This window comes from Brevibacillus sp. SAFN-007a (genome assembly GCF_051967035.1).
Lineage (GTDB): Bacteria > Bacillota > Bacilli > Brevibacillales > Brevibacillaceae > Brevibacillus.
On record NZ_JBQCKK010000002.1, the window covers coordinates 70,536 to 96,131 of the forward strand.

The 25,596-nt window shown below is 55.0% G+C and carries 18 protein-coding genes; 8 read left to right on the forward strand and 10 right to left on the reverse strand.

What is annotated here, in order from left to right:
• Nucleotides 1–5: 5 nt before the first annotated feature.
• The 4 genes from ACTHO6_RS03810 to ACTHO6_RS03825 all read left to right on the forward strand — a co-directional run bounded on the left by ACTHO6_RS03810 (nucleotide 6) and on the right by ACTHO6_RS03825 (nucleotide 5,684).
• Nucleotides 6–1,070 (forward strand): enoyl-CoA hydratase/isomerase family protein, encoded by a 1,065-nt coding sequence (locus ACTHO6_RS03810; protein ID WP_440239539.1) that lies wholly within the window; start codon nucleotides 6–8, stop codon nucleotides 1,068–1,070.
• 221 nt (nucleotides 1,071–1,291) lie between these two features.
• Nucleotides 1,292–2,695, forward strand: a complete 1,404-nt coding sequence (locus tag ACTHO6_RS03815; protein WP_440239541.1) for a sigma-54 interaction domain-containing protein — start codon at nucleotides 1,292–1,294, stop codon at nucleotides 2,693–2,695.
• A gap of 196 nt (nucleotides 2,696–2,891) precedes the next feature.
• A complete protein-coding gene (gene gabT / locus ACTHO6_RS03820; RefSeq protein WP_440239543.1) occupies nucleotides 2,892–4,241 on the forward strand; it encodes a 4-aminobutyrate--2-oxoglutarate transaminase in 1,350 nt (449 codons plus the stop codon).
• An 18-nt stretch (nucleotides 4,242–4,259) separates the two neighbouring features.
• Complete coding sequence (locus tag ACTHO6_RS03825; protein WP_440239545.1) at nucleotides 4,260–5,684, forward strand: aldehyde dehydrogenase family protein; 1,425 nt, start codon at nucleotides 4,260–4,262, stop codon at nucleotides 5,682–5,684.
• Nucleotides 5,685–5,863: 179 nt separating this feature from the next.
• Here the strand turns inward: ACTHO6_RS03825 and ACTHO6_RS03830 are convergent, their stop codons facing one another.
• From ACTHO6_RS03830 to efeO, 3 genes are read right to left on the reverse strand one after another with little or no spacing between them, the layout of a single operon-like run.
• Nucleotides 5,864–7,660 (reverse strand): FTR1 family iron permease, encoded by a 1,797-nt coding sequence (locus ACTHO6_RS03830; protein ID WP_440239547.1) that lies wholly within the window; start codon nucleotides 7,658–7,660, stop codon nucleotides 5,864–5,866.
• A gap of 28 nt (nucleotides 7,661–7,688) precedes the next feature.
• Nucleotides 7,689–8,963: an iron uptake transporter deferrochelatase/peroxidase subunit gene (efeB, locus tag ACTHO6_RS03835; protein ID WP_440239549.1), complete on the reverse strand. Its 1,275-nt coding sequence runs from the start codon at nucleotides 8,961–8,963 to the stop codon at nucleotides 7,689–7,691.
• Nucleotides 8,964–8,967: 4 nt separating this feature from the next.
• Nucleotides 8,968–9,855, reverse strand: coding sequence for an iron uptake system protein EfeO (gene efeO / locus ACTHO6_RS03840; protein ID WP_440239551.1), 888 nt, complete (start codon nucleotides 9,853–9,855; stop codon nucleotides 8,968–8,970).
• Between the two features lie 443 nt (nucleotides 9,856–10,298).
• On the opposite strand from efeO, the gene ACTHO6_RS03845 reads away from it, so the two are divergent.
• Both ACTHO6_RS03845 and ACTHO6_RS03850 read left to right on the forward strand, forming a co-directional pair.
• Nucleotides 10,299–11,396 (forward strand): nitric oxide synthase oxygenase, encoded by a 1,098-nt coding sequence (locus ACTHO6_RS03845; RefSeq protein ID WP_440239553.1) that lies wholly within the window; start codon nucleotides 10,299–10,301, stop codon nucleotides 11,394–11,396.
• Nucleotides 11,397–11,560: 164 nt separating this feature from the next.
• Nucleotides 11,561–12,544, forward strand: coding sequence for an iron-hydroxamate ABC transporter substrate-binding protein (locus tag ACTHO6_RS03850; RefSeq protein WP_440239555.1), 984 nt, complete (start codon nucleotides 11,561–11,563; stop codon nucleotides 12,542–12,544).
• 94 nt (nucleotides 12,545–12,638) lie between these two features.
• On the opposite strand, the gene ACTHO6_RS03855 is transcribed toward ACTHO6_RS03850, so the two are convergent.
• A complete protein-coding gene (locus ACTHO6_RS03855; protein ID WP_440239557.1) occupies nucleotides 12,639–14,270 on the reverse strand; it encodes a family 10 glycosylhydrolase in 1,632 nt (543 codons plus the stop codon).
• Between the two features lie 169 nt (nucleotides 14,271–14,439).
• On the opposite strand from ACTHO6_RS03855, the gene ACTHO6_RS03860 reads away from it, so the two are divergent.
• Nucleotides 14,440–15,393 carry a lipase/acyltransferase domain-containing protein gene (locus ACTHO6_RS03860; RefSeq protein WP_440239559.1) on the forward strand — a complete coding sequence of 318 codons (954 nt, stop codon included), beginning with the start codon at nucleotides 14,440–14,442 and terminating at the stop codon, nucleotides 15,391–15,393.
• Between the two features lie 132 nt (nucleotides 15,394–15,525).
• Here the strand turns inward: ACTHO6_RS03860 and ACTHO6_RS03865 are convergent, their stop codons facing one another.
• Nucleotides 15,526–16,176: a YHYH domain-containing protein gene (locus ACTHO6_RS03865; protein ID WP_440239561.1), complete on the reverse strand. Its 651-nt coding sequence runs from the start codon at nucleotides 16,174–16,176 to the stop codon at nucleotides 15,526–15,528.
• Nucleotides 16,177–16,298: 122 nt separating this feature from the next.
• On the reverse strand, nucleotides 16,299–16,910 hold the full coding sequence (locus ACTHO6_RS03870) for a cupin domain-containing protein (RefSeq protein ID WP_440239563.1): 612 nt from the start codon (nucleotides 16,908–16,910) through the stop codon (nucleotides 16,299–16,301).
• A 127-nt stretch (nucleotides 16,911–17,037) separates the two neighbouring features.
• Between ACTHO6_RS03870 and ACTHO6_RS03875 the strand changes: the two genes are divergently transcribed.
• Nucleotides 17,038–23,019, forward strand: coding sequence for an AAA family ATPase (locus ACTHO6_RS03875; RefSeq protein WP_440239565.1), 5,982 nt, complete (start codon nucleotides 17,038–17,040; stop codon nucleotides 23,017–23,019).
• A gap of 62 nt (nucleotides 23,020–23,081) precedes the next feature.
• Here the strand turns inward: ACTHO6_RS03875 and ACTHO6_RS03880 are convergent, their stop codons facing one another.
• The 4 genes from ACTHO6_RS03880 to ACTHO6_RS03895 form a co-directional block, all read right to left on the reverse strand.
• The gene (locus ACTHO6_RS03880; protein WP_440239567.1) at nucleotides 23,082–23,438 is read right to left on the reverse strand and encodes a response regulator transcription factor; all 357 of its coding nucleotides are present in this window, start codon (nucleotides 23,436–23,438) and stop codon (nucleotides 23,082–23,084) included.
• Between the two features lie 262 nt (nucleotides 23,439–23,700).
• Nucleotides 23,701–24,549, reverse strand: coding sequence for an ABC transporter ATP-binding protein (locus ACTHO6_RS03885; protein ID WP_440239569.1), 849 nt, complete (start codon nucleotides 24,547–24,549; stop codon nucleotides 23,701–23,703).
• A 210-nt stretch (nucleotides 24,550–24,759) separates the two neighbouring features.
• A complete protein-coding gene (locus tag ACTHO6_RS03890; RefSeq protein ID WP_440239571.1) occupies nucleotides 24,760–25,059 on the reverse strand; it encodes a YxcD family protein in 300 nt (99 codons plus the stop codon).
• Entirely contained in the window at nucleotides 25,047–25,487 is a 441-nt protein-coding gene (locus tag ACTHO6_RS03895) for a hypothetical protein (RefSeq protein ID WP_440239573.1), read from the reverse strand. Before ACTHO6_RS03895 ends, ACTHO6_RS03890 begins: the two co-directional genes overlap by 13 nt.
• Nucleotides 25,488–25,596: the final 109 nt, after the last annotated feature.

A 25,596-nucleotide genomic window follows, 5' to 3' on the forward strand; every position in this document is an offset into this window, starting at 1 on the left:
ATTCCATGACAAACGACGTGCTGTTTTCCGTTGGCGACAATGGCCTGGCTACGATCACGCTAAACCGGCCGCAAGCGATCAATTCGCTTACGCACGACATGGTTTTGGCTATCGGGCAACGACTGCGTGAATGGGCGGGCAAGGAGAACGTCCGCCTCGTGGTCATAAAAGGAGAAGGGACAAAAGGCTTTTGCGCAGGCGGGGATATAAAAGCGCTGTACGAGGCGAATACAGGTGCGGAAGCGCTGGAAAAAGCCGTTCGCTTTTTTGCGGACGAGTACCAAGTGGACCAGATGGTTTACGCGTTCGGCAAACCGATCGTCGCTGTACTCGACGGAGTGGTGATGGGAGGCGGAGTCGGGTTGACTTACGGAGCCAGCCACAGAATCGTGACCGAGCGCACGAAATGGTCCATGCCGGAAATGAATATTGGCTTTTTCCCGGACGTAGGCGCCGCGTATTTTCTGAACAAGGCACCTGGATATGTCGGCCGATACCTCGCTTTGACCGCTGCTGTCATTCAGGCTCCCGATGTGCTGTACAGCCAGGCGGCGGACGTGTACATGGCCAGCGAGCGGCTGAAAGCGTTTCTTGGCGAGCTGGAACAAAAAGATTGGACGGGAGAAAAGGCGGCGGTGGAGCTGGACCCGTTGATTCAGGCGTATGCGGAAACGCCAGCAGGCGAGGGACAGCTTGCCGCTCTGCGCGAATCGATTGACCGTCACTTTGCGTTTGCCACGATCGAGGAAATCCTTGCCTCCCTGGAAGCAGAGGAGAGCGAGTTTGCCGCGAAAACAAAAGCCGCTATTCTGGAGAAGTCGCCCAGCTCCCTGAAAGTCACCTTGAAACAACTGGTCGATGGCGAAAACAAAACAAGGGAAGAATGCTTTGCGACAGACCTTGTACTTGCGCAAAACTTTATGCGGCATCCCGATTTTTTTGAAGGGGTTCGCTCGGTTCTCATTGATAGGGACCGTTCTCCCCGCTATACGTACCGTACTTTGGGCGATGTTTCGGAAGAGTTGGTGGAACGATTTTTTCGGGCGAGCGACAGTGTGACTTCTTCGTAACACAAACGAGCAGGGCAGCCAAAACAGCCGACGATGCATGTACGGCTGTTTTGGCTTTCGTTGTTCTGGCAAGTGCTATTTTCTATTCTGTAATAATCTATAATAAAAGGACATAAATATAGCCGTCCGCGAAGGCAGCAACGGTTTGGGGAAAAGGCGAAGGGGACAAGCTGGCAAGCGGAAGAGGCGACACCAGCCTGAAGCCAAAAGGAGGCGGACGAATGAAGAAGGAAGAGTGCCGGGAGCGATGGATGAGCCGCGTGCTGGAAGGCATCGTGGAGACGTCGCGCGATCATCTGCTCATCACGGACCCGGAAGGCTATATTCAGCTAGTCGGGGATTCGTCCTACGAAATGTACGGGATCGGCAAAGATGAACTGCTGGGCAAAAACGTCATCGAGCTGGAAAAAGAGAAAGTATTCTCGCCATCCGTTACGCGTAAGGTGATGGATACGAAGACGCCGCAGACGATGATGCAGGAAATTCCCGGGGGCAGAAAGCTGATGGTGACGGCCTATCCGCTGTGGAATGCCGATGGTAGCATGCATTCCGTCATCAGCTATTCGCACGATTTAACGGAAATTTTGGAATTGAAGCGTCGTTACGAGAGCCTGACGGAGCAATTGAAGCAGTTTGAGTCAGAGATCGAAGAGCTGCGCGAGAAAAACCAGGAGGGCTTCGTGGCCGTCAGTCAGCCGATGCGCGACATTGACCGCCTCATCAAAAAGGTGGCGATGGTTGACTCCACCGTGCTTATTCTTGGGGAATCCGGCGTCGGCAAAAACGTCATCGCCAGGGAGATTCACCGCAACAGTCGGCGAGCAGGCGGGCAGTTCGTGGAAATCAACTGCGGGTCGATTCCGGAAGGGCTGCTGGAATCGGAGTTGTTCGGCTACGAGGCAGGCGCGTTTACGGGCGCAGGCAAGCAGGGCAAGCAAGGGATCATCGAGATGGCGAACGAGGGGACGCTGCTTCTGGACGAACTGGGAGAGCTGCCGCTGACCTTGCAGGCAAAGCTGTTGAAGGTGATTCAGGAAAAACGGTTGCAGCGCGTGGGCAGCATGCAGTACCGGGACGTTGATTTTCGTCTGATCGCCGCGACTAACCGCGACCTGGAGAAGATGGTCAGGGAAGGGAAGTTTCGCCAGGATCTGTATTTCCGGCTGAACGTCGTGCCGATTCAGGTGCCAGCCTTGCGCGATCGGCCGGAGGATATCGCCGCGTTGTTGAAGCTCGTTGTGCGCACGCTGAATGAGCGGTACGGAATGAACAAGCGGCTGGATGCAGCGGCGACCCATGCCTTGATGCAGTACGACTGGCCGGGGAATGTGCGGGAGCTGGAAAACGTCCTGGAACGGATGGTCGTGACAGCGGACGAAGATGTGATTACGTTGCAGCACCTGCCCGCCGAAATTCGGGCGGCGGGTGAGGAGCAGGCAGCGATGGAGCCGGGTGCAGCGTTGGCGAGAATGTCGTTGCGGGATGCGCTGGAGCAGGTGGAGGAAAAATGGCTGCGCCATGCGGCAGAGCGTTATCGGACGACGGCGGAGATGGCGGAGTTTCTCGGCATCAGTCAGCCGTCTGTCGTACGCAAGCTGCAAAAATACCGAATTCGCTCCCGTTAATTCAAAAACGAATCGACTATTCAAAAATGAATCGAGTTTTTGGCGGTTTTTGATTCATTTTTGAATTACTGCGCCCCATGCCCGTGTTGCCTGTGCGGCTCCGGCAAGCTTTTCGGTTGGCACGGGTATTGCTACCTGATTGTCAGCGAAGGCATTACCCTGCTGTTATCCATCTCATACAAGGAGAGATCACGCTATGTCCAACCCACGCAAATTCGTTCATGTCGCTGCTGGTGTACCTGGTCCGAAAGGGGCCGCCCTGATCGAGAAGAGAAAACAGTTTGTGCCAAAAGGGATCGGGAACAATACGCCGATTTTTGTAGAAAAGGCTTCCGGCGCTCTTGTGACAGACGTCGACGGCAACACGTTCATTGATCTCGCAGGCGCGATCGGCACGCTCAACGCAGGGCATTGCCCGCCGGAGGTAGTCGATGCGGTGAAAGAACAGCTGGACAAATACATTCATCCGTGCTTCCACGTCGGCATGTACGAGCCGTATGTGGCCCTGGCGGAAAAGCTCGCCGAAATCACGCCCGGCAGCTTCGAAAAGAAAACGATGTTGGCCAACAGCGGAGCGGAAGCGGTGGAAAACGCCGTAAAGATCGCCCGCAAATACACCGGACGTCCCGGCATCATTTCGTTTAGCCGCGGATTCCATGGACGCACGCTCTTGGGCATGTCGCTGACCTCCAAAGTGAAGCCGTACAAATTCGAGATGGGGCCGTTCGCGCCCGCTACCTACAAGGCGCAATTTCCTTATCCGCTGAACAAGCCGGCTTCCATGACGGAGGATGAGTACGCGCAATTTTGCGTTCGCCAATTCGAAGACTTCCTGCTGACAGAAGTTGCGCCGGAGGAAGTAGCGGCCGTCATCATGGAGCCGGTTCAGGGCGAAGGCGGCTTCATCGTGCCGCCTGTAGCGTTCGTGCAAGGCGTCTTCCACATTTGCAAAAAGCATCAGATCCTGTTCATTTCCGATGAGATTCAAACAGGCTTTGGCCGTACCGGGGCGATGTTCGCTTCGACCCATTTCGGAATCGAACCTGACCTCATTACGATGTCGAAGTCGCTCGCGGCTGGCTTGCCGATATCCGCTGTGACCGGGCGCGCAGAAATTATGGATGCGCCCAATCCGGGCGAAATCGGCGGTACTTACGGCGGCAGCCCGCTCGGTTGCGTAGCGGCGCTCGCGGTGATCGAGAAGATGGAGCGCGAGGATTTGCCCAGACGCGCGAAAGAGATTGGCAAGGCGATCAAGACGCATTTCCAAGCGCTGCAAGCGGAATTCCCTGTAATTGCGGACATCCGCGGACTGGGCGCGATGTGCGCGGTAGAATTTATCGATCCCAAAACGAAGCAGCCTGCCAAAGAGCTGGTGGCGAATCTGACCAAAGGCTGCTACGAGTCCGGCGTCATCGTGCTTTCCGCCGGAGTGCACAGCAACGTGCTGCGGTTTTTGTCTCCGCTGGTGATTACCGACGAGCAGCTGCAAGAAGCGCTGGATATCATGACCGATGTGCTGAAAAGCCAATACGTGACTCACTAATTCATCAGGGAGGTACGCATGAAAAAGCATTTGTATATCAATGGTCAATGGAAAGAAGCAAGCGAATACGCCCCGCTGTACTCACCCTATTCCGGCGAACTGCTGGCACAGGTCGCCCAGGCGAACGAGGCGGATGTCGATGAAGCGATCCGGGCGGCCAACGCTGCGGCAAAAACGATGGCGAAGCTGCCAGCCAGCCAGCGGGCGCTGATTTTGGAAAAAGCGGCGGCGAGCATGGAAGCGCGCAAGGAGGAGCTGGCCGTGATTCTCGCCCAGGAAGCGGCCAAACCGTTGCGCACGGGACGAATTGAGATCGCTCGCACGATTCAGACGTACAAATTCGCGGCGGAGGAAGCCAAGCGAATTCACGGGGAAACCGTACCGCTCGACGCGGCTCCGGGAGGCGAGGGACGACTCGCTTTTACCGTACGCAAGCCGATCGGCGTGGTCGGGGCGATTACGCCGTTTAACTTTCCGTTTAACCTGGTCGCACACAAAGTCGGCCCGGCGGTTGCGGCAGGAAATACCGTCGTGCTGAAGCCGGCCAGCCAGACCCCGCTCAGCGCGTTGATTTTGGCCGATATTTTTGCCGAGGCGGGATTGCCAGCGGGAGCGCTGAACATCCTTCCGGGAAAAGGCGCCGTCGTCGGCGAGAAGCTCGTCAGCGACAGTCGGATCGCCGCGATTACCTTTACGGGCAGCCCTGCGGTCGGGATTGCGATGAAAAACAAGGCTGGATTGAAGCGCGTGACCTTGGAGCTTGGCTCGAACTCTGCGGTCATCATCGACCACAACGTAGAGATTACGCAGAGCTTGATCGACCGCTGCGTGACGGGAGCCTTCTCCTTTAGCGGACAGGTGTGCATTTCCCTACAGCGCGTCTATGTTCATCAGAGCAAGTATGAGGAGTTCCTGGACAAATTCAAGGCGGCGACAGAAAAGCTCGTGCTGGGCGATCCGTTGCAGGAGGAAACGGACATGTCCGCTGTCATTTCCGCCAAAGACCATGAGCGGATGGGAGCGTGGGTACAGGAAGCGGTGGATGCCGGAGCGCGCGTCGTGACAGGCGGAAAACCGGTGAGCGACCGCCTTTTTGCTCCGACGATCCTGACGAACGTGAGCAGCCACTCCTCCGTGTCTTGCCAGGAGGTGTTTGGGCCAATCGTTGTCGTCGCGCCGTTTGAGACGATGGACGAGGCGATTGCGGCTGTGAACGACTCCCGCTTTGGCCTGCAGGCCGGCATATACACGCGCGATATCCATGCAGCCATGCGCGCGGCAGAGGAGCTGGAAGTGGGCGGCGTGATGATTAACGATATTCCGACCTTCCGCGTGGATAACATGCCATACGGCGGCGTGAAGGACAGCGGATTTGGCCGCGAAGGCATCAAATATGCCGTCGAAGAGCTGACCGAGTTGAAGCTGATTGCGATCAAGCTGTAAAAAAGGGAAGAAAAGGAAGGGCGAGCCGTAGCGCTCGTCTTTTTTTTTTTTGCACGCATACGAATGAGCAGATTCTCCAACTGGAATACGTAAACCCAGGCTACGCCAATGGCTTGGCGCCGCCTGGGTTTACCTTACCGCTCCGTGTCGGGGATTGTTCGAGCCTGCTTCTTTTTCAGTCAGGGGATACGAGGGACTCCTTTGGCTGGTCTTTTCCACGAGTAAAGCGACAGATTGACGAGAATGACCGCAAGAATGACCAGCTGCGGAATCGTGGTCTCCCAGGTCGCATATATGCCCAGATCAGGCAGATGGAACAAGAAATCGGCGCTGTGTGCGGGCAAGCTGCCTGTGACCTGAAGCGAGTGGACGCTGACCCCGATAAACTTGAAGGCCATGTAGTACAAAAGCAGGCTGGCGACGAGGAAGAACGGACGGACAGGAATCCGCGCGCTGAGCCTGATGATGACGAAGCTGATGAGGGCGAGCACGACCAGTGCTCCGACGATACCGAGCGCCAGGTCCGCCATGGAAATCGTCGCGGCCATCCCCATGTAAAAAATGATCGTTTCCGCGCCTTCGCGGGCGACAGCGAGAAAAGCGGTGAAAGCAAGCGACCAGAGCGCGCCTTTTGCCAGGGAGGAGCCGATTGATTTTTGCACAAAATCGTTCCATGCCTGCAAGTTCGACTTTTTGTGGAGCCAGGCGCCGATGGTCAGCATGAAGAATACGGCAATCAGCCCGGTAATGCCTTCGATTGTCTCCCGCGAGCTGCCTGTCGCGAGGTTGGAAAAGACGATGGCGAGTACCACGGCGAGAATGGCGGAGGCCGCTACGCCGAGCGCGGCGCCTGACCAGACCCATTTGCGCTTGTCCGCATTTCCCGATTTTTGCAGGAAGGCGAGCAGCGACACGATAATCAGGATCGCTTCCAAGCCTTCGCGGAACAAAATCAGTCCCGCATCCCAGGCGGTGTAAGAGGAAGCGGTGGCGAACGGCTCCAGCTCTGCCTTCATCTCGCCAAGCAGCGCTGTGGCTTTGTCCCATTGTGGCGGGGTGGACAAAATCAGCGTTGGTACGGCCACCATCTTGGCTTCTATGCTGCTGTACGTCGCAGGCGATTTGGTCATGACCACGCCTTCCACCAGAGGCCATGTGGCGATGAAGCTGTCCATTTTCCCCGCAGCGTCCTCCGCGTTCTGGCTGGCGATGTCCGCTTCCACAGAGCCGATGAGTTCAAGCAGGGAGGAGATGGACGGCTGTTCTGCCGAGCCTGTCGCCCCCGTCGCTCCTGCCGTCTTTTGCCCGGCTTTTCCTGACACGTAGTCCTGGACCGCTTGCAGCAGCGCTTGCAGCTTTTCCGTACTTTTTTGCGGATGGGGCGGTTCGGTGTTCAAGGCGATGCGCGCCCCGCTTATTTTCACTTCCATATCGCCGTAAACGGCGGCGTTTTCCGAACGAACGAGACTTTCCGCTTTGTACCAGCCTTCGACGAAGCGGTTGTACTGCTGTTTGGCTTGCGTCCAGTCGCTTTGTTCGACGGCGGCCAGGCTTTTTTCCAGAAAAGGCAGCAGGGCCCCGATCTGTTTGTGCGCCTTTTCTTTTGGCTGTGCCGGTGATTCCTGGGCAGAGACGTAGCGATCGGCTGCTTTGGCCAGGTTGGAGATGGCGGCAGCCGCGTCCTCCGGCTGGGACTGTACCTGGGCGAGAGCCTGCTCGGCTTGCGCGATGGCAGTCGACAGCGCCTCTGCGACGGCGGAGGTATCGTCTGCGTTCGCTGCCCAGATGGTTTTTATGCTGGCAACGGCTTTTGTCGCTTCGTCCCAATTGTTATCGCTGCTGCTGATGAGCGCGTCGCTGGAGAGGGCGATCAACTGTTTGAGCTGCTCGGGAGCAAGTGGCGCTGCGAAGGCAGTCGACAGTCCGGAGAGGAGCAGCAGGAGGCAGAGGAAAACGGAAAAAAGATTGCGTGTCAAGGGGGTTCACTCCATCCTTGCTAGTAGGTTAAAACAGCGTATCTCCAATATAGCCGCCTTCGCTGGCACCGGGCAGACAGGCGTACAGGCCGCTGCCGACGTGGGTGATGTATTCGTTCAGCAAATCGACGGCAGCGAGCTTTTGCTGCATCGGGATAAACTGCTTGCGCGGGTCCCGATTGAAGCAGATAAACAGCAGTCCGGCGTCCAGTTGTCCGGTCCGCGCATCCAAGCCGTTCGAATACGAGTAGCCGCGGCGCAGGATTTTGACTTTGCCTTCCATGTGGGCCAGAGCGACGTGGGAGTTGGCCGGAATGACCGGATTGCCGTTTGCGTCCTTGCGATCCAGCTCCAGATCGTCAAACTCGTTTGTTTTGCCAAGCGGTGCGCCCGAATCGCGATGGCGGCCAAACGTATTTTCCTGATCGTCTAAAGCAGAGCGGTCCCAGACTTCGATGCGCATGCGGATTCGGCGCATGACCATGTAGCTTCCGCCTGCCATCCAGGCTGGATCGTCCGAGGGTTGCACCCAGACAATTTCATTTGCCACAGCCGGGTCGCTGACCTTCGGGTTGTTGGTTCCGTCCTTGAAGCCCATCAAATTGCGGGGAGTGGAGCCGCTTGGGTCAGCTGCCCCGGTGCGCTGGAAGCCTTCCTGAACCCAGTGGAGGACAGCCTTGCCGCGCGCGATGCGGGCCAGGTTGCGCAGCGCGTGAAAAGCCACCTGCGGATCGTTGGCGCACACCTGGACGACGATATCGCCGTCAGACCATTCCTTGCGTATTTCGTCACTGTTGAAGCGGGGCAGGTCGACCAGTGCAGCGGGGCGTTTGGCGGCAAGCCCGAAGCGCTCGTCGAAGAAGGAAGCGCCAAGCCCGAATGTAATCGTCAGCCGCATCGGGTTCAGCCCCGCGCTCTCGCCTGTATCGGCGGGCGGGAGGTGAGGGCTGCGGCTCTCCTCGTCCACGGTTTTCCCGGCCGTCAAACGGGCTGCCGCCACGGTCCAGCTTTGGAACAGCTTGCGCACATCGTCGAGCGAGGTCGTCGTGAAATCAAAAGCACCCATGCAGATAAAATCCTGCATAGGTGTAATGATCCCGGCCTGATGTTTGCCGTAAAAAGGAACGATTCCGTCGGCAAGCACAGGCGTTGCAGCCGTTTTTTCGCTGGCGGGAGCGGACGACAGAAGCGATTTCACGCCGGTAGCGCCGAGAATCAGTCCGAGCCCCCCGATGCCTGCCAGCTTCAGCGCCTCGCGACGTGTCAGCGTTGTTTTGTCGCTTGCGGGATGTTTGTTTTCCATCAGGTTAGCCCCCAATGATTGTCCCCATTTTGGACAGCGGTTCAGCCAAGGCATCCAGAGACTGGCTCAGTTTTTTCACCTGATCTTCCTTCAGCTCGGTGTACAAAACGTAGCCGTTGTCCTTGCGATAAGGAGCGAGTGCGGCGTCAAGCTCGGCAAAACGGGTTTCGATCTCTTTGGACAAGGCTTCGTCCTTGGCATCGACAGCGGGTTTGAGCACTTTGAAGATCTCGTGCGCACCTTCCACGTTTGCTGCGAAATCATACAGGTCGGTGTGGGAGTAGCGCTCTTCTTCGCCTGTGACCTTGCTGGTCGAAACCTCGTTCAAAAGCTCGACCGCGCCTGTTACGAGCATTTTCACGTCGATATCCACGCTCTCGACTTTCACGCGCAGTTGTTTGACGTCTTGCAGCAGCTGGTCTGCCACCGGACCTTGGTCGGCGACCGATTTGGTTTCCCAGAGCGCCTTTTCCAGCTTGTGATAGCCGCGCCATTCGTTATCGGGAACATCGCCTTCGCGGGCATCGATCCACGGGTCGAAATCACCGAGCGATTCCGCGATCGGCTCGATTCGTTCAAAATAGGCGCGGGCGGGCGCATACTCGCTTTTCGCTTTTTCCATATCGCCAGCTTTGACGGCGGCCGTAAAGCTTTCTGTCGCTTTGACCAGCTGGTCTGTCTGTTCAATGACCCATTTGCGGTAGGCGTCGATGGGAGCTTGCAGGTCTACGGCAGCGGTGTTCGCGGGGGTTTCGGCAGCGGCCGGCTTGTCCGGCTGAGCGGCCTCAGGCTTTTTCTCCTCGTTTGCCGTCTCGGTGCTGCCGCAGGCAGACAGCAACAGCGAAGATCCGAGTACAACGGCGGACAGCGGGTAACCCCATTTTTTCATCATGTAAAAACATCCCCTTAGCTACTATATAAGTAGATTCTTATACATTGATAATAAAAATCATTATCATTCAGAAAAAATGTAAACCTTTCTCTTGCGATTTGCAATCTATTTTTGAGGCTGAATCGCTGGTTTATTTTGCATGCGGGGCAGGGGCGGGCGCGGGCGGAAAATGGCTGCCGAATCGACTATCGCGCAAATATCGTGCAAAACGGAAAAAAGGGGGGAGAGCTGTTCGGCGAACTGCGGCGGGCAGCGTGTCATCTTGGATAGAAAAAGCCAGGGTCACGTCAGATGGCCCTGGCTGTTGTTTTTCACAAAGATGGCACGAGGTTTTACAGATATGTGTCGAAATGCCCGGGAGATTGGTAATGCAAGTTCGGGAAAACTATAATGAAGGTACATACACAGCGAGGAAGCGCCTTTTCAGCGGGAAAGAGGGTACTATGGAACCAAATCAACTGTTTGAAGCAGCTCAACGTTTTATCCGCACCTGCTACAGCGAATTGAATAAAACGGCGGCCGAGACAGAGCAGCGTTTGCAGGAAGTCCGGCAGCAAATCGAGTCGCAAGGGTATTATGAGCATACCGAGGAAGAGCTGCGCCACGGGGCAAAAATGGCGTGGCGCAACAGCAATAGATGCATTGGACGCTTTTTCTGGGAATCGCTGATTGTGTTGGATGAGCGCCATGTCCAGACAGAGGAGGAGATGGCCCAGGCGTTGCTGCAGCACATCGAGTTCGCGACGAATGGCGGGAAAGTGCGCCCGACCATTACCGTTTTTGCCCCTGCCATACCGGGGCGGCCGCAGCTGCGCATCTGGAACCATCAACTGATTCGCTACGCCGGATACGAGACGGAGTACGGCATCCTGGGCGATCCCGCCTCGCTTGAGCTGACGAAGCTCTGCTTGAGCCTGGGGTGGCAGGGGGCTGGCACGCCTTACGACATATTGCCGCTGGTCGTGCAAATCGGGGATCGCTCGCCGCAATTTTTTGAGATCCCGCCAGAGCTGGTCATCGAAGTGCCGATTACGCACCCGGAAATACCTGGCTTCGCAGACCTCGGCCTGCAGTGGTACGGCGTGCCGATCGTTGCGGACATGCGCCTGGAAATCGGCGGCCTGGATTATGTGGCGGCTCCTTTTAACGGGTGGTACATGGGGACCGAGATCGGGGCGCGCAATCTGGCGGACGAACAGCGTTACAACATGCTGCCCAAAGTCGCGGAGGTCATGGGTCTGGATACGAGCCGGGAAGCGACGCTTTGGAAGGACAAGGCGCTGGTCGAGCTGAATGTAGCCGTGCTGCATTCGTTCAAGGAAAAAGGGGTTTCGATTGTCGATCACCATACAGCCAGTCAGCAGTTCAAACGTTTTGAGGAACGGGAAGCGAAAAATAGCCGTGCGATTACAGGGGACTGGACATGGCTGATTCCACCGATTTCTCCTGCAGCGACGCACATTTTTCACAGCATGTACGACAACAGGATGGAGTCGCCGAATTTTCACTATCAGGCCAAACCGGATTTGCCGAAAAAATAGAAGAAGCAACAGCCAAAATGTCGCGGATGACTTGTTCGCGGCATTTTTTTGTACAGCGAAGAATGATACATTTTCTTGCGCAAAAGGGGTGGCGAAATCGGTGATTTGTGATAAAATTAAGCGATAATGATTATCATTATTAAGTGGTTTGGAGGAGATTCACTTTGCGCAAAACGAGTTCTTACAAAGTCCTTCTGCTGGCTTTCATGCTGGTTCTTGTCGGGCTTTTGTCCGCTTGCGGACAAGCACCGGCCAATAACGCTGCCCAACCGGCGCAAGAGCAACCGGCTGCTCCAGCCAAAGCCGAGAGCGACAGCGAATTTATCACCTACCAAGCAGTAAATGGCGAGGTGAAAATTCCGAAAGACCTGAAACGAGTGGTCGTGCTCGCAGACAGCTACGTCGGAGATTTTCTGGCTTTGGGCATCAAGCCGATCGGGATTACGGATCACGTCATGAAAAACCCGTACATGAAAGGCAAGCTGGACGGCATCGAAAGCGTTGGCGACGGCTCTTCCGTAGAGAAGGTGCTCGCGATGAATCCAGACTTGATCGTCGTCTTTGAAGGCGATAAAAATCTGGCGGAGTTCTCCAAAATTGCGCCGACAGTAGCGATTCCGTACGGCAAGAAAACGTTCCGCGAGCAACTGCTGGAGTTTGGCAAAATGACGGGCAGAGAAGACAAAGCCAAAGAGTGGATTGCTGCCTGGGACAAAAAGATCGCTGAGCTGAAGCCGAAAGTACAAGCGGCGGTAGGCGACAAAACGGTTGCCATCCTTCAGCCTTACGCCAAAGGAATCTATGCCTTCGGACACAACTACGGCCGAGGCGGCGAAATTATTTACGGCGAATTCCAGTTGAAGGCTCCTGCCGCAACGCAAAAGGCTGCGATCGACAGCGGCACCGGCTGGGCGGATGTCTCGCTGGAAACACTGCCGGACTTCGCGGGCGACTACATTTTCACCAGCGCGTGGTCCGGAGACGACGCCGATCCACAGAGCGTGTACGGCTCCAGCGTTTGGAAAGCACTTCCTGCTGTGAAAAACAACAAGGTATTCCAGCTCGACCGCGACGGCTCGTTCTTTAACGATCCGATTTCGCTGGAAGCGCAGCTCGATTTCTTTGTCGAAAAACTGACGCAAAACTAAAGCAAAACGAAAGCAAAACGCGCAGGCCATGAAAAACCCCCGAGCCAGACAGCGATTGAACGCTGCTCCTGGTTCGGGGGTTTTTGTCGATCCCTTAACGGCTGTAGTAGCTGCTGAGTGCTTGCAGCAGGCCCAGCGGGTTCTTGCGCAAATCTTTGGCGCTGAAGAAGACGCTACCCTGGACTTCGGGGATCGTTGCATTGAAATTCAGTTGCTGGATAATCTCCTGAGAGCTTTGCCAGCCTGCTTCGGCTGTGCCCAGCTTGTACGGAGAATGGCCGATGAACAGCTTGACGTTGGTGCCGCGTACCTCGTTGGCCCACCAGGTGACGAGCTTGTCGTACCGGGCGGGGGCAAAGGAGAGGCTCCAGTAAATTTGCGGCGTGACGTAATCCATCCAGCCTTGCTTGATCCAGGTGCGGACGTCGGCGTACATGTGGTCGTAAGCAGTGACGCCTGCTTTTGTATCGGAGCCGGTCGGATCGACGGCGATGTTGCGCCAGACGCCAAATGGACTGATGCCGAACTGGACTTGCGGCTTGACGCTTTTGATCGATTGGTGGAGCTGCTGCACGAACTGGTTGATGTTGTCGCGTCGCCAGTCCGCTTTTGTCGCGATCTTTTTGCTGTTGTAGCTTTTGAAGGTCGCATCGTCGTTAAAGGTGCCGTTGGACGGATAGAAGTAATCGTCCAGATGCACGCCGTCGATGTCGTAGCGCTGCACGACTTCCATGATTTCCGCAATGATTTGCTGGCGGGCTTGCGGGATGCCCGGATTGATGTACAGCTTGTTGCTGGAATTGACGATCCATTCCGGGTGCTTTTTCACGACGTGATTGGCGGCCAGCTGGTCGGTTTTCGCGTCCACGTTGGCGCGGAACGGATTGAACCAGGCGTGGAACTGCATGCCGCGCCGATGGGTTTCCGCCACCATGAACGCGAGCGGGTCGTAGCCGGGATTTTTCCCTTGCGTGCCCGTCAAATATTTCGACCACGGCACGAGCGAGGACGGGTACAAGGCGTCCGCAGAAGGGCGCACCTGCACGAACACGGCATTCATGCCCAGGGCTTGCAGCTCGTCCAATAGCTGTATGTATTCCTGCTGCTGCTTGGCCTGGTTTCCGTAGGAGCCAGTCGAAGGCCAGTCCAGATTGTACACGGTCGATATCCATACCCCGCGCAGCGAACCGTTGGTGGAGACGGGAGGCGCTGGTGGGACGACGACAGTGCTGTCATTTCCACCCGGAATGTCCTGGGGAGTCGGCGTAACGGCTACGGGGCTGCCCGTCGACAGCGTAATCGTTCTCGTCTCCTGCGTCCAGCCTACCTGCAGGCCAAGCTGCTCGGAGACAAAGCGGAGCGGAACCATCACCCGGCCCTGTTTGTTCTGGACAGAAGCATCCAGTGGCACGGTGCTGTCGTTTACGAGTGCATGCGCCTGGTTGACCGTCATGGACAGCACGGTATCGCCTTTCAAAATCGTGGCCGTCTGCAAGTTTTGATCCCAGTAGACTTCTGCGCCAAGACTTTCGCTGATGACCCGCAAAGGAACCATCGTCACATTGACTTTGGGAATGATGTACGGAGCGACATCGCTTCTGACGGGCTGCCCGTCCAGAAAGATGCTGATCGCCGGAGCGGCCTGCGCAGCCTGCACAGATGTCCCCAGCGCTGGAATGCACAGCACGAACATGAGCAATAGCATCAACCACTTGCGTACCTTCATTTTGTGAATCCTCCGACACGTATTATTTGCTGCAAAACTCTCGCTAATCGTTAGACGTTTATTATAGCGCTTTGTTACGGCGGTGTGGGAGGAAAAAACGAGCTGGAACCACCCAAGCTGACGGGGAATAGGCAAAGACATAGGCCATTTTAGGGAGAGGAATAGCAGGATGAGTTCTTTTCTTTCGCAAAAAGTGCCGATTGTGTTTGTTCCCGGGCTGTTTGGGTCGATGAACGATCAGATTATACCGGGGACGGGGGACTGGAGCTTCGGTCTTGCGCGAACCGCATATGAACCGTTCATTCGCATGCTGGAACAAATGGGGTACCGACTGAATAAACAGCTGTTTGTCGCTTTTTATGACTGGCGCAGGCCCATTGGCATTTCCGCCGAGCACTCTCTCGTGCCCGTCATCCAGTGGGCGAAGCAGGCGACAGGCGCAAGCTATGTCAATCTCGTGTGCCACAGCATGGGCGGCCTGGTTGCCAGAGCGTACGTGCAAGGAGATACGTACCAAAACGACGTAGACCAACTGCTGGCTTTTGCCACGCCAAACGCAGGCTCGCCGATCAGCTATTGCTATTGGGCAGGAGGAAAGCTCCCGCGCACGGTTCCGGGGAAAAGAAATGTGCTGGAAATCTACATGAATGTCTACCTCGCCTATTTGGAGCAAGGCAAGCCGTTTAAACGCGTGCAGGCGATCCAGAGACATTTTCCGAGCCTGCTTGATCTGGTGCCTTCCGCTGACTACGGAGAGTACTTGCTGGAGAAGAAAAACGGGGCGGAGAGCTTTGTTCCGTACAGCCGCATGGTGGTCAAAAACCATTACATGGACCTGCTCAACAGCACGATGGAGCTGATTTACGAGCGCAACATCCGCGTTACCGTTGTGGCCGGGATCGGGCAACAGACGATTCACTACTTGCACACGGTGCCGTCGCAATCCCCGACCAAATGGGTCGATGGGAGAGTTGTGGGTTCCATCAGCAGCTCGGCTGGCGACGGCAGCGTCATGGCAAAAAGCGTGTTTGCGCTGGAGGGGGACAAATATTACGTCGAAGCCACTCACTTGGATATTTTGTACAAGAGCGAATCGCTTCTGAGACAGCTTTTGGGATCGTGAAGCGAAGGCGGCTGGTGTTTTTTCAACAAGAAAAGAGGACTGGTGCAGCGGTGAATGGTGCCCAAGTCCTCTTTTTTGTGCCAAGCAGAATGGATGCGGGCGTAACCGTATCGTTGGCGAGCCTGCTCGTTGTCAGTAAGCGACGCTTTTCGAGACGAAGCCGACCAGGACATTGCCTTGTGCGTCCTGGGTGGAGCCGTAGTACCAGTCGCCGTGCTCACCGACGACCTGGACCAGCGCATATTTCACGGCATAGCCCCTGCCACGGCTCTCCGCGGAAGGCGTGGAGAAGAAGTAGCCTTTATCCGCGTGAATGCTGACTACCTTCGGGGGGATGGGCGTGTACGAAGTAATGACTTTCTTGGAGACGAAGCCTTGGCCGATGGTGACGAAAGCAGGGTGAGTACCGGAGTCGACAAGCTCAAAACCATACCAGAGCGTTGCAGCTACTGACGAGTCGGCGGAGGGAGCGGTAAAAACGTTCGCCTGGTCTACTGCTACAATGACTTTGGGCAAGACTGGCTTCGGCTGCGCTTGCTTGGCGGCTGGCGGCTTGGATGAAGCGGGCTTCGCCTGGCTGCTGCCGGAAGAACGGCTGCCGGACGAGCTGCTTCCTTTGTTGTGATAGTGGTATTCGCCGTACTGCAATCCCCACTTTTCGCAATTCGTTCTGCAAGTATGTCCGCCGTTTGCATCCGTTCGGCCGGGATGCGCTTCCAGCGTCTGAAGGGGAAGGATAAGAACGGCAAGGATGAGGGCAAACAAAAGAGCGGATTTTTTCATGGCGATCCTCCTAAAATCAGGCGTACTTGTAAACACGGTACCGGTAGCGTTTGAGCACGTGAGGTGCGGGAAATGTATGTACAGAGACAGCATGGGCAGACGCCCTACCGGATGGGGAATCGTCAGGGTGTTTTGGGCAGCGGTTCTGGGGCTACAGCTTCTTTGTCGACGGAGCCTTTGTAGTATTTTTCCAGTGACCTGTCCGAGCCTGTCCAATGCGCCAGCTTGGCCAAGGCGCCAAACAACGCTTTTTGCAGGAAGAGCGGCAGGGAAGGAACGTAGAATTGCCCCATTTTGAACAGCGTGCCCAGAAGCAGGATGTTTTTTGGCAGGTACTGTTTCAAAAACGGCATGTAAAAGCTCCGCCCGTCCGTATCCAGGCCGTATCCGCAGCGGACGAACGACTCGAAAGTGCCGGCAGGACGGATTTCCGCTGTGAAGCTGACGAACTCGTTGGAAGGGTTGTAAAACTGGTGAACCTGGTTGCGAGGAATGTCCAGTTTCTCGCCTGGTTTCAAAATGATTGTTTTGCCGTCTATTTTTACCTCCAAATTTCCGCTTATCCCTTCAAACGTTTCCGTAAGTTCGGTATGATAATGTAGAAAAATTCCATTGTTCGGTGGCAGGTCTGTTCGGAAAAGCAAATATTCCCCCTTGGTTTCCTCTGTCGTCTTCAGAAAGGTGACCGTTTCATTCGTGTACGGGTTGCTTACACTTCGACTCAAATTTGCCATAGAGATACCTCCATAAGAATTAGTAGAAAAAAACGATTTTATGACAGAATATATACTCAATATAGATTATTTGTCCTAAACCAACAATAAAAATGATAGGATGTTCTGCCTAGATGGAGAGGATAGTATGAGCGGCCTGATCGTGATTCCGGGATACAGAGTGACAGAGTTTCTTTCGACACATTCAAATATGGGATTGTACCGTGGATTTCGCAACAGCGACAACCTGCCCGTCATCATCAAAAAGCCGCGTAAAGGTCCCGCGCACAAGGAGTCGCTTTGGAGACTGAAGCACGAGTATCGGATGTTGCAATCTCTCGAATCGCCAGCTGTGGAAGCGGCCGTTGAGCTGATCGATCACAGCCGGGAAACGGCTCTTGTCACGGAAGATTTCGGGGGAGTGCCGCTCTCCCTGCTCTGCAAAATGAAAGAGCTGTCGCTAAAGGACATCCTGACCATCTCGATTCGGATCGCTTCGTGCATCGAGGACATTCATCAAAAGCGCGTGATCCATCAAGACATCAATCCGGCGCATATCCTGGTACACCCGGAGACGTACGCGGTCAAGTTGATGAACTTCGGCCTGGCAACCAGGAGATACCAGGAATACCAGGGCGTGATGAACCCGAAGGAATGGAGAGGCAACCTGCGCTATGTATCGCCTGAGCAGACGGGAAGAATGAATCGGACGGTCGATTACCGGACGGACATCTACTCGTTTGGTGTGACGATTTATGAACTGTTGACAGGAAAACCGCCGTTTTTGTCTTCGGACATGCTTGAGCTGGTGCATGCCCACATGGCCCGAAAGCCGATTGCTCCCGCGCAGGTTAGACCATCTGTTCCGCCGATTTTGTCGGACATCGTGATGAAGTGTCTGTCCAAAAATACGGAAGATCGCTATTTCAGTATGGCTGGCCTGGCCGCAGATTTGCAGGTGTGCCTGGAGCAGCTTGTCAACCACGAAGCCATCGGTCTTTTTCCGCTGGCGCAGCACGATCGCGCTGATCGCTTGCACATTCCGGAAAAGCTGTACGGGCGCGAGTGGGAAATTCAGATGCTGATCGACTCGTTCGAAGAGGTGTCAAATGGCGCGTCGCGGATGGTCATGCTGTGCGGCAGTGCAGGTGTGGGAAAGTCTGCGCTGGTGTATGAAGCGCAAAAAGTTTTCCTGAAGGGCAGAGGGCGTTTTATTGCCGGCAAGTTCGATCAATACCGCCAAGGCGTGCCGTATTCGGCCATCATTCAAATTTTTCAGGATTTGATCAAGCAGCTTTTGGCCGGGAACGAAAGAGAGCTGGCGACGTGGCGGGAAACGATTCTCGAAGCGATGCAGGGGCTGGGTCAGGTCATCATGGACGTGATTCCCCAGTTGGTGGCGGTAATCGGAAAGCAGCCGCCTGTGCCGGAGTTGCCCGCAGCGGAGGCGAAGAACCGTTTTCATCTGGTCATGCAAAGGTTTATCCGCCTATGGGCAAGACCCGAGCATCCGCTGGTACTGTTTCTCGATGACCTGCAATGGGCGGATTCGTCCTCGTTGTTTCTCATCCGCGAGCTAGTGGCCGATATGCCGCTCAGTCATTTTCTGCTGGTGTGCGCCTATCGCGATCAAGAGGGAGGTGCGCTCAATCCGTTGATCGCCATTTTGACGGAAGCCGGAGTCAAAAGCCGGATGCTGCGTCAAATTACGCTGTTGCCGCTGCGGCGTGCGCAGATCAATGCGCTGCTCTCCGATACGCTGCATACAGACCCTGCTGTCACGAAGCCGCTGGCGATGATTTTCATGCGGAAAACGGCCGGGAATCCGTTTTACTCCCGGCAGTTTATCAAGTCTTTGTACGAGCAAAGCCTGTTGCGGTATGTCCCGGAAGAGCGTGGCTGGCAATGGGAGCTGGCCAAAATCGAGAAGCTCAGCACCACCGAGAATGTCGCTGATTTTCTCGTGGAAAAAGTCAGGCGAATGCCTAGCGTGACGCAGAAGCTGCTGGCTTATGCGGCGTGTCTGGGAAATTCTTTTGATTTGAGCATGCTGGCAAAAGTACAAAATCGGAATGAGTCCGAAGCAATCCGGGAAATTTGGCCTGCCATAGAAGAAGGGTTGATCTATCCCCTGGAGGGTGCAGAGTATTTGGCCTATGCGGTTGCAGAGGAAGAAGAAAATCTTGCGCAGGTCACGATCCAGTTCAATTTTGTTCACGACCGGATTCAGCAGGCGGCGTACTCTTCGCTGTCGGAAGCGGAGCAGAAACAGGCGCACGTCAAACTCGGAAGAATGATGCGAGACATGTCCCATTCGGATGAATCGGTGCGGCTATTTGACATATGCGAGCACATGTATCGCGGCGCGGACCTGATTGACGATGCGGACGAACGGATACAGGTCGCTTACGGCCATCTTCTCGCCGGCCAAAAAGCGATGGCGTCTGCGGCTTTCGATGCGGCGTTGCAGTATTTTCAGCGAGGGACGATGTTCATCGGCGAGTCGGCGTGGGAGCAGCATCATCCACTGGCGATGGAGCTGTACACGCTCCATGCCGAGTCTGCGTATTTGTGCAATCAGATGGAAGAGGCGAATCGACTGTTTGCCCTTACCCTTTCGCATGCCAGGACAAACCGCGAGCGTGTGCGTATTCTGGAGCTGCAAATCCACATGTATACCCGCCTGGCCGAGTTTTCGCGGGTGATGGATCTGGCGAGCGAAGCGTTGGGACTGCTTGGCGTGCCCATCCCGTACAAGCCAGGGAAGCTGGCGATCATCAAGGAAATGTGGCAGATCAAGCGGCGACTGAAAGGACGCAAAATTGATGAGTTGCTGTATTTGCCGGATGTGCCGGATGAGAATTATCAGCTGGCGATGAGCATTATCAGCAATGCAGGGCCCTCTTCGTACTTCGTCAACCCCAACTGGTTTGCGCTGACGATTCTGCGTGTGCTGCATTTGTCGCTTTTACACGGTAACGCGGTTGCGTCCGCCAACGGGTATACCGGCTACGGGATCGTCCTCGGCTCCAAGTTCGGCAACTACCGGGAGGCGTACGAGTTCGGGCAGCTGGCGTGCCGGGTGGCGGATGGCTTTGCGGATCCGATCGCCATGACGAAAGCGTACGGAGCGTTTGCCTTGCTCATCAACCACTGGTGCGAGCATGCGCGGACAAACATTCCGCTGCTGAAAAAGGCGATCCAGCTCGGGATGGAGGGCGGAGGAAACATTTACGCTGCCTACAATGCCCATGGCTTGCTGGAGGCCATGCTCTACTGCGGGCTGCCGCTGGAAGAGCTGGAGCAGCAAATCGAGGAGCATGCCGACCTGATCTGCCAGATGAAGGTGGTTGATCACGACGATCGGCTCTTGTTGCTGCGGCAAGCGTTGTACACGTTTACGCATGGGACAGCGGGCGATAAGACGGCATTTTGCCGAGACGGCTTCGATGAGTCGCAGTACGTGAACAGCCTGCAAAAAGAAGGCACCAGCTACAAGCGGTACATGTATCATTTTTACAAGTCGCTGGCGCAGCTCATGTACGGCCATTACGAGGAAGCCGCGCAGCTGTTGAGTGAAGCCGAGCAATGGATGGAATCGGTCAGCGGGCAGGTGCTGGTCAGCCAGCACGTGTTCATGCACGCCCTGGCATTAACGAAGCTGTACGAGCGTGTCAATCGCCGGGAACAGAGGCGCTACGCGAAAAAAATCAAGGCTCATTTGAAAAAAATGAAGCTCTGGGCCAACCATTGCCCGGAAAACTTCCAGCACAAATACTTGTTGATGAGTGCAGAATGGAATCGTGTAAACGGCAAGCGGCAGGCAGCGGGAGAGCTGTACGATCAGGCGGTGCAGTTGGCGAAAAAAGACGGCTTTTTGCAAAATGAGGCTTTGGCGAGCGAACTGGCGGCTCATCATTATGTAGCGTTGGGGTTGGAGACCATTGCCAGGGTGTACATGACCGAAGCGTACGAGGCGTACATGCAGTGGGGAGCCTTGGCCAAGGCGAGAGAGATGGAAGAGCGGTACCCGCATCTTGTACAGCGGGGAAGAGGGCTGGAAGCATCGGCAGAGTTTGCGGCGACTGACCAGTCCGCTGATTTGGTCGATCTGATGAGCGTGATTAGGGCGTCGCAAACGATGGCGAGCGAGATCAGGCTGGAGCTGCTGCTCGCGACCATGCTGCGTACGGTCATGAGCAATGCGGGAGCGGAAAAAGGCATCCTGATCCTGAAAAACGAAAGCGAATGGGTCATCGAGGCAGCCGGGTCCGTCGATCTGGACGTGGAAATCATGCAATCGGTCCCGTACGAGCATAGCGGGATGCTGTCTGTCGCGGTGGTCAATTACACGATCCGCACAGAAGAAATGCTGGTGCTGCACAACGCTTCGGTAGAGGGCGTATTTTTCCGCGACACGTACATCGCGAAAAACAAGCCGAAGTCGATTTTGTGTTCGCCACTGTGGCAGCAGGGCAAAATGATCGGCGTCATTTACCTGGAGAACAACGAGACGACGCACGTCTTCAACGAAAAACGCTCGGAGCCGCTGCGCCTCATTTTCTCCCAAATGGCGATCTTTATTGAAAATGCCCGGTTGTACCATCAGTTGGAGCAATGGAACCAGTCGCTGGAGAGGATCGTCGCCGAGCGGACCACGGAGATTCAGTCGCTTTTGCAGGCGAACAAGAACTTGCTGAACAACGCAGGCCAGGGCTTTCTGTCGTTCTCCAAAAATTTGCTAGTTCATTCCGAATACAGCCGCGAATGCTTGCGAATGTTCGGTAGGGAGCTGGCGGGCGAATCGGTGGCAAGCCTTTTGTACCCGAACCGTCCGGAAGAACGGGCGTTTGTCGAATCTCTTTTGACAACGTATTTTGAGACGAAGGATCAGGCGCAAAAGGAGCTGTATTTGAGTCTCTTCCCGACGGAAGTTTACGTCAATCAGCTGCCGTTGAAGCTGGAGTGCAAGCCTATCTATGAGGATCGGCGCGATTCTCCCGAGGGCTTGATGCTGATTTTGACAGATGTGAGCGAGCAACGAGCACTGGAGAGCAAAATGGAGCAGGAGTGGCAAAGGCTGAATATGATTTTGACCGTGGCGATCAGCCTACCGCTGTTTCAAAAGCTATATCGCTCCTTCACGGCTTTCTTCGCGGAAGGCTGGAAAACGCTTTTCCGCGCAGGCACGGACGAGTCGGACAGCCTGCTCAAGCTGGCGGCGCAAATCCATCAATTCAAAGGGGATTTCGGTCAATTCCATCTGATCCACACGCCGCAAAAGCTGCACGATCTGGAAACGTGGCTGATGGATCGGGACAGGCAGCAGGAGCGGTTTACAGCCGGAGATTTTCCGAACCAGCTGCCCGTTGCGCACGTTCAGGCTGCCATGCAGCAAGACTTGGAGATCATTCGCAACAAGCTGGGGGACCATTTTTTGGAAACGGGCGACGGGGACATGACCATTCCCAAGGACAGGTGGGAGCATTTTGTAGGGAAGCTGACCAGCCTGCTGCCTGACCACTCTGCTGCCCGGCTGAGTCAATGGATGGACGAGCTGCACCATCGTCCGATCAAGGAAATGATGGCCCGCTATCAGGAGTATGTAGCCGAGCTTGCCCGGCGTCTGGACAAAACGATCCATCCGCTTCAGCTGGAAGCGGAGGAGATCTTTGTGGACCCTGAGCGCTTTGCGCCGTTTGTAGACAGCCTGCTTCATGTCTTTTCCAATGCCATTGCCCATGGAATCGAGCCGGACCAGGAGCGTCTTTCGCACGGCAAAGAAAGCAGGGGAACCGTCCGTTGCCGGATATGGCAAGAGGAGGTGGCGCTTTTGATCGCTATCGAGGATGACGGCAGAGGGATCGACATCGACAAGCTCAAGCAGCAGGGGCTGGAAAAAGGCTGGGGTACAGAGGGCAACGCCGAAGAGGAGCTGGGCTTTCTGTTTGAGGAGCAGGTCAGCGCCAAAGAAGAAGCCGATCTGTACGCGGGCAGAGGATTGGGGCTATCGATTGTCAAACGCGAGGTCGAGAACTTGCAGGGGACGGTAACTGTGACCTCCCGGGCCGGACAAGGCACCCGCTTTCTTTTCCGGATTCCGCTGGAAGACAGGCGTATGCAGACTTAGAGACAAGGAAAAAACTGAGGCGCGTGGAAGCCCTCAGTTTTTTCTGTGCGACAGCCGATCGTTCAGTGCGTGTTTTGAATGGAATCCAAAAGGCGTTCTTCATCAATCGGCTTCGTAATATAGTGACGCGCTCCCGCATTGATCGCTTCAAAGACCAAATGCTTTAAACCGTAGGTGCTAATCATGATGATGTAGGCATCGGGGAATTCGCTCATAATTTTTTTGACCGTGTCAATACCGTTCATGCCTGGCATGTTGATATCCATCATGACTACGTCAGGTTGGTGCGTCATGTACTGCTGGTAGGCGTCTAGTCCATTCGCCGCTTCTGCAATGACTTGATGGCCAGCCCGTTGAAGGATCATTTTTATGTATTCTCGGACAACGATCGAGTCATCGGCAATAAGTATACGAGCCATAAAACCTCCTGTGTGTCGAAGCGGTGTGATAGGGTTGGATCGTGCATGGGGTTGCCTGCTTTAACCATAACACTGTCAGGAAAATAGTCGCAATCCCATTACGAGAAAATGTGAGCGATCTTTGACAGAAACGTCACAAATCAGTCAACGACGATGGGCAGGACGGCATATTTGCCTGTCTGTTGATGCTCCTTGTGCAAAAAAAGCCATTCTCCTTCTGGCCGATCAGGAGAATGGCTTGAGCTGTCCATCATGGAGGGAACTAACGAGTGCCGACCAGCTTGCGCTCTTCGTGGGAGCTGGCTGCCGACTGTTTGCTTTCAACAGCACTGCTGAGCTCGTAAGGAAGACAAAGCGGCACACCTGTACGCGGATCGGTCAAAATATCCGCTTCAATGTTGAATACCCGGCGCAGCATGTCAGGAGTCATGACTTCTGCCGGGGTGCCCTCTGCCACAACCGTACCGCGAGAGATGGCCACCATGTGCTGTGCGTAGCGTGTCGCATGGTTCAGATCGTGGACGACCATCACGATCGTGCGGTTTTCTTCTTCGTTCAGCTTTTGCAATAGCTTCAGCACTTCCAGTTGGTGCGCCATGTCGAGGAAGGTTGTCGGCTCATCCAGGAACAGGATGTCGGTTCCCTGTGCCAGAGCCATGGCGATCCAGGCGCGCTGGCGTTGACCGCCGGAGAGCTGATCGACAGGACGGTCGTAGAAGTCGACCATGCCCGTCATGGAAATCGCCCACGAAACGATCTCCTTGTCTTCCTTGGTCAGGGAGCCGAAGCCCTTTTGATGGGGGAAGCGGCCGTAGGTAACAAGCTCAGACACGGTCAATCCATCGGGAGCAGTAGGGTTCTGCGGAAGAATCGCCAGCTGCTTGGCGACTTCTTTTGTTGACTGCTGATGGATCGACTTCCCGTCCAGGAACACTTGTCCACCTGTCGGCTTCATGATTCGGGCCAATGTCTTGAGAATCGTCGATTTGCCCGAGCCGTTTGCGCCGACCAGCGCGGTGATTTTGCCGGAAGGGATGCTGATATTCAGGTCTTTGACAATGGAAAGCTCGCCGTAACCGATGTCCAGCTTTTGCGTGTATAAGCGTTCCACAATAGGCCAACTCCTTTTATAGGAAAGTATGTACATGTATGCATATACGCGGACAATGATAATCATTTTCATTAAAGTATATAACGGAATGCAGGCTTTTTCAATACGTGATCGCTTGATCGCGTGAAGATCCGGGAAGGAAAAAAGCCAACCTGCTTCCGGGTGAAAGCAAATTGGCTTATTGAATCACAAGCGAGGGAAGAGCGGCAACTAGCTTTGGTACGTAACGTGGGCGATGATGCCTTCTTCCTCGTCCAGTACCAGCTCGATACCGGCGGAGTACGGGTTACGGTGCATGTGTGTATCCAGATAGAAGCGGATCGCTTCAATCAGGTTGATCTCGACAAACACTTGCTTCCGGCCGTTGGCGAACACTTCCGCGGAAAAGCCGTAGTCTTCGTCCCACATCAGCTCCACTTCTACATCCTGCGGCTGAATTTGCTTTTTGCTCGCTACATGCAGGCAGATGGCGTTGATGAGCATTTGTTCCGAGAAGGTTATCTTTTCCATGCGTTCAGTTCCTGTTTTTTCGCGCGTTGCGTTTTGAAGTAAACGTAGATTTTGCGGATCAGAACAATCATAGCCACAATGGCCAGCATGTTAATCAGGAAACCAAAGATCGCGCCCAAAGCTCCCATGTCGCCAAACAGGCTGCCGAACAGCAAGCCAGCCAGTCCACCGACGAGCAGACCTTTCATGAAGCCGCCGCTGCTTTTGGTTGGAGCCGCAGTGGCTGGCGTAGTGGTTGTCGTGCTTTTATTGGTAGAGGCATTGACATTCGAATCGGCCTTCGTTGGTGTTTGCGTGTTCGTTGGAGCTGTGTTGGAGTTGAACGATTTTTTGCCAGATTTATAGCCTTTCGCATCGGCATAATCCGTAAATCCGCCGGGAGCGAGTACGAGCATGACGGCGACCAATAGCATGATGAGTTTTTTCATGTGATTTGAGTAGCCCCTCTCTATATCATGGATTTACATATAAGTGTACATGAATATTGGGAGCTTTACCATCAAACATTCGGTGAACATTGCTGGATGGAAGAAGAAA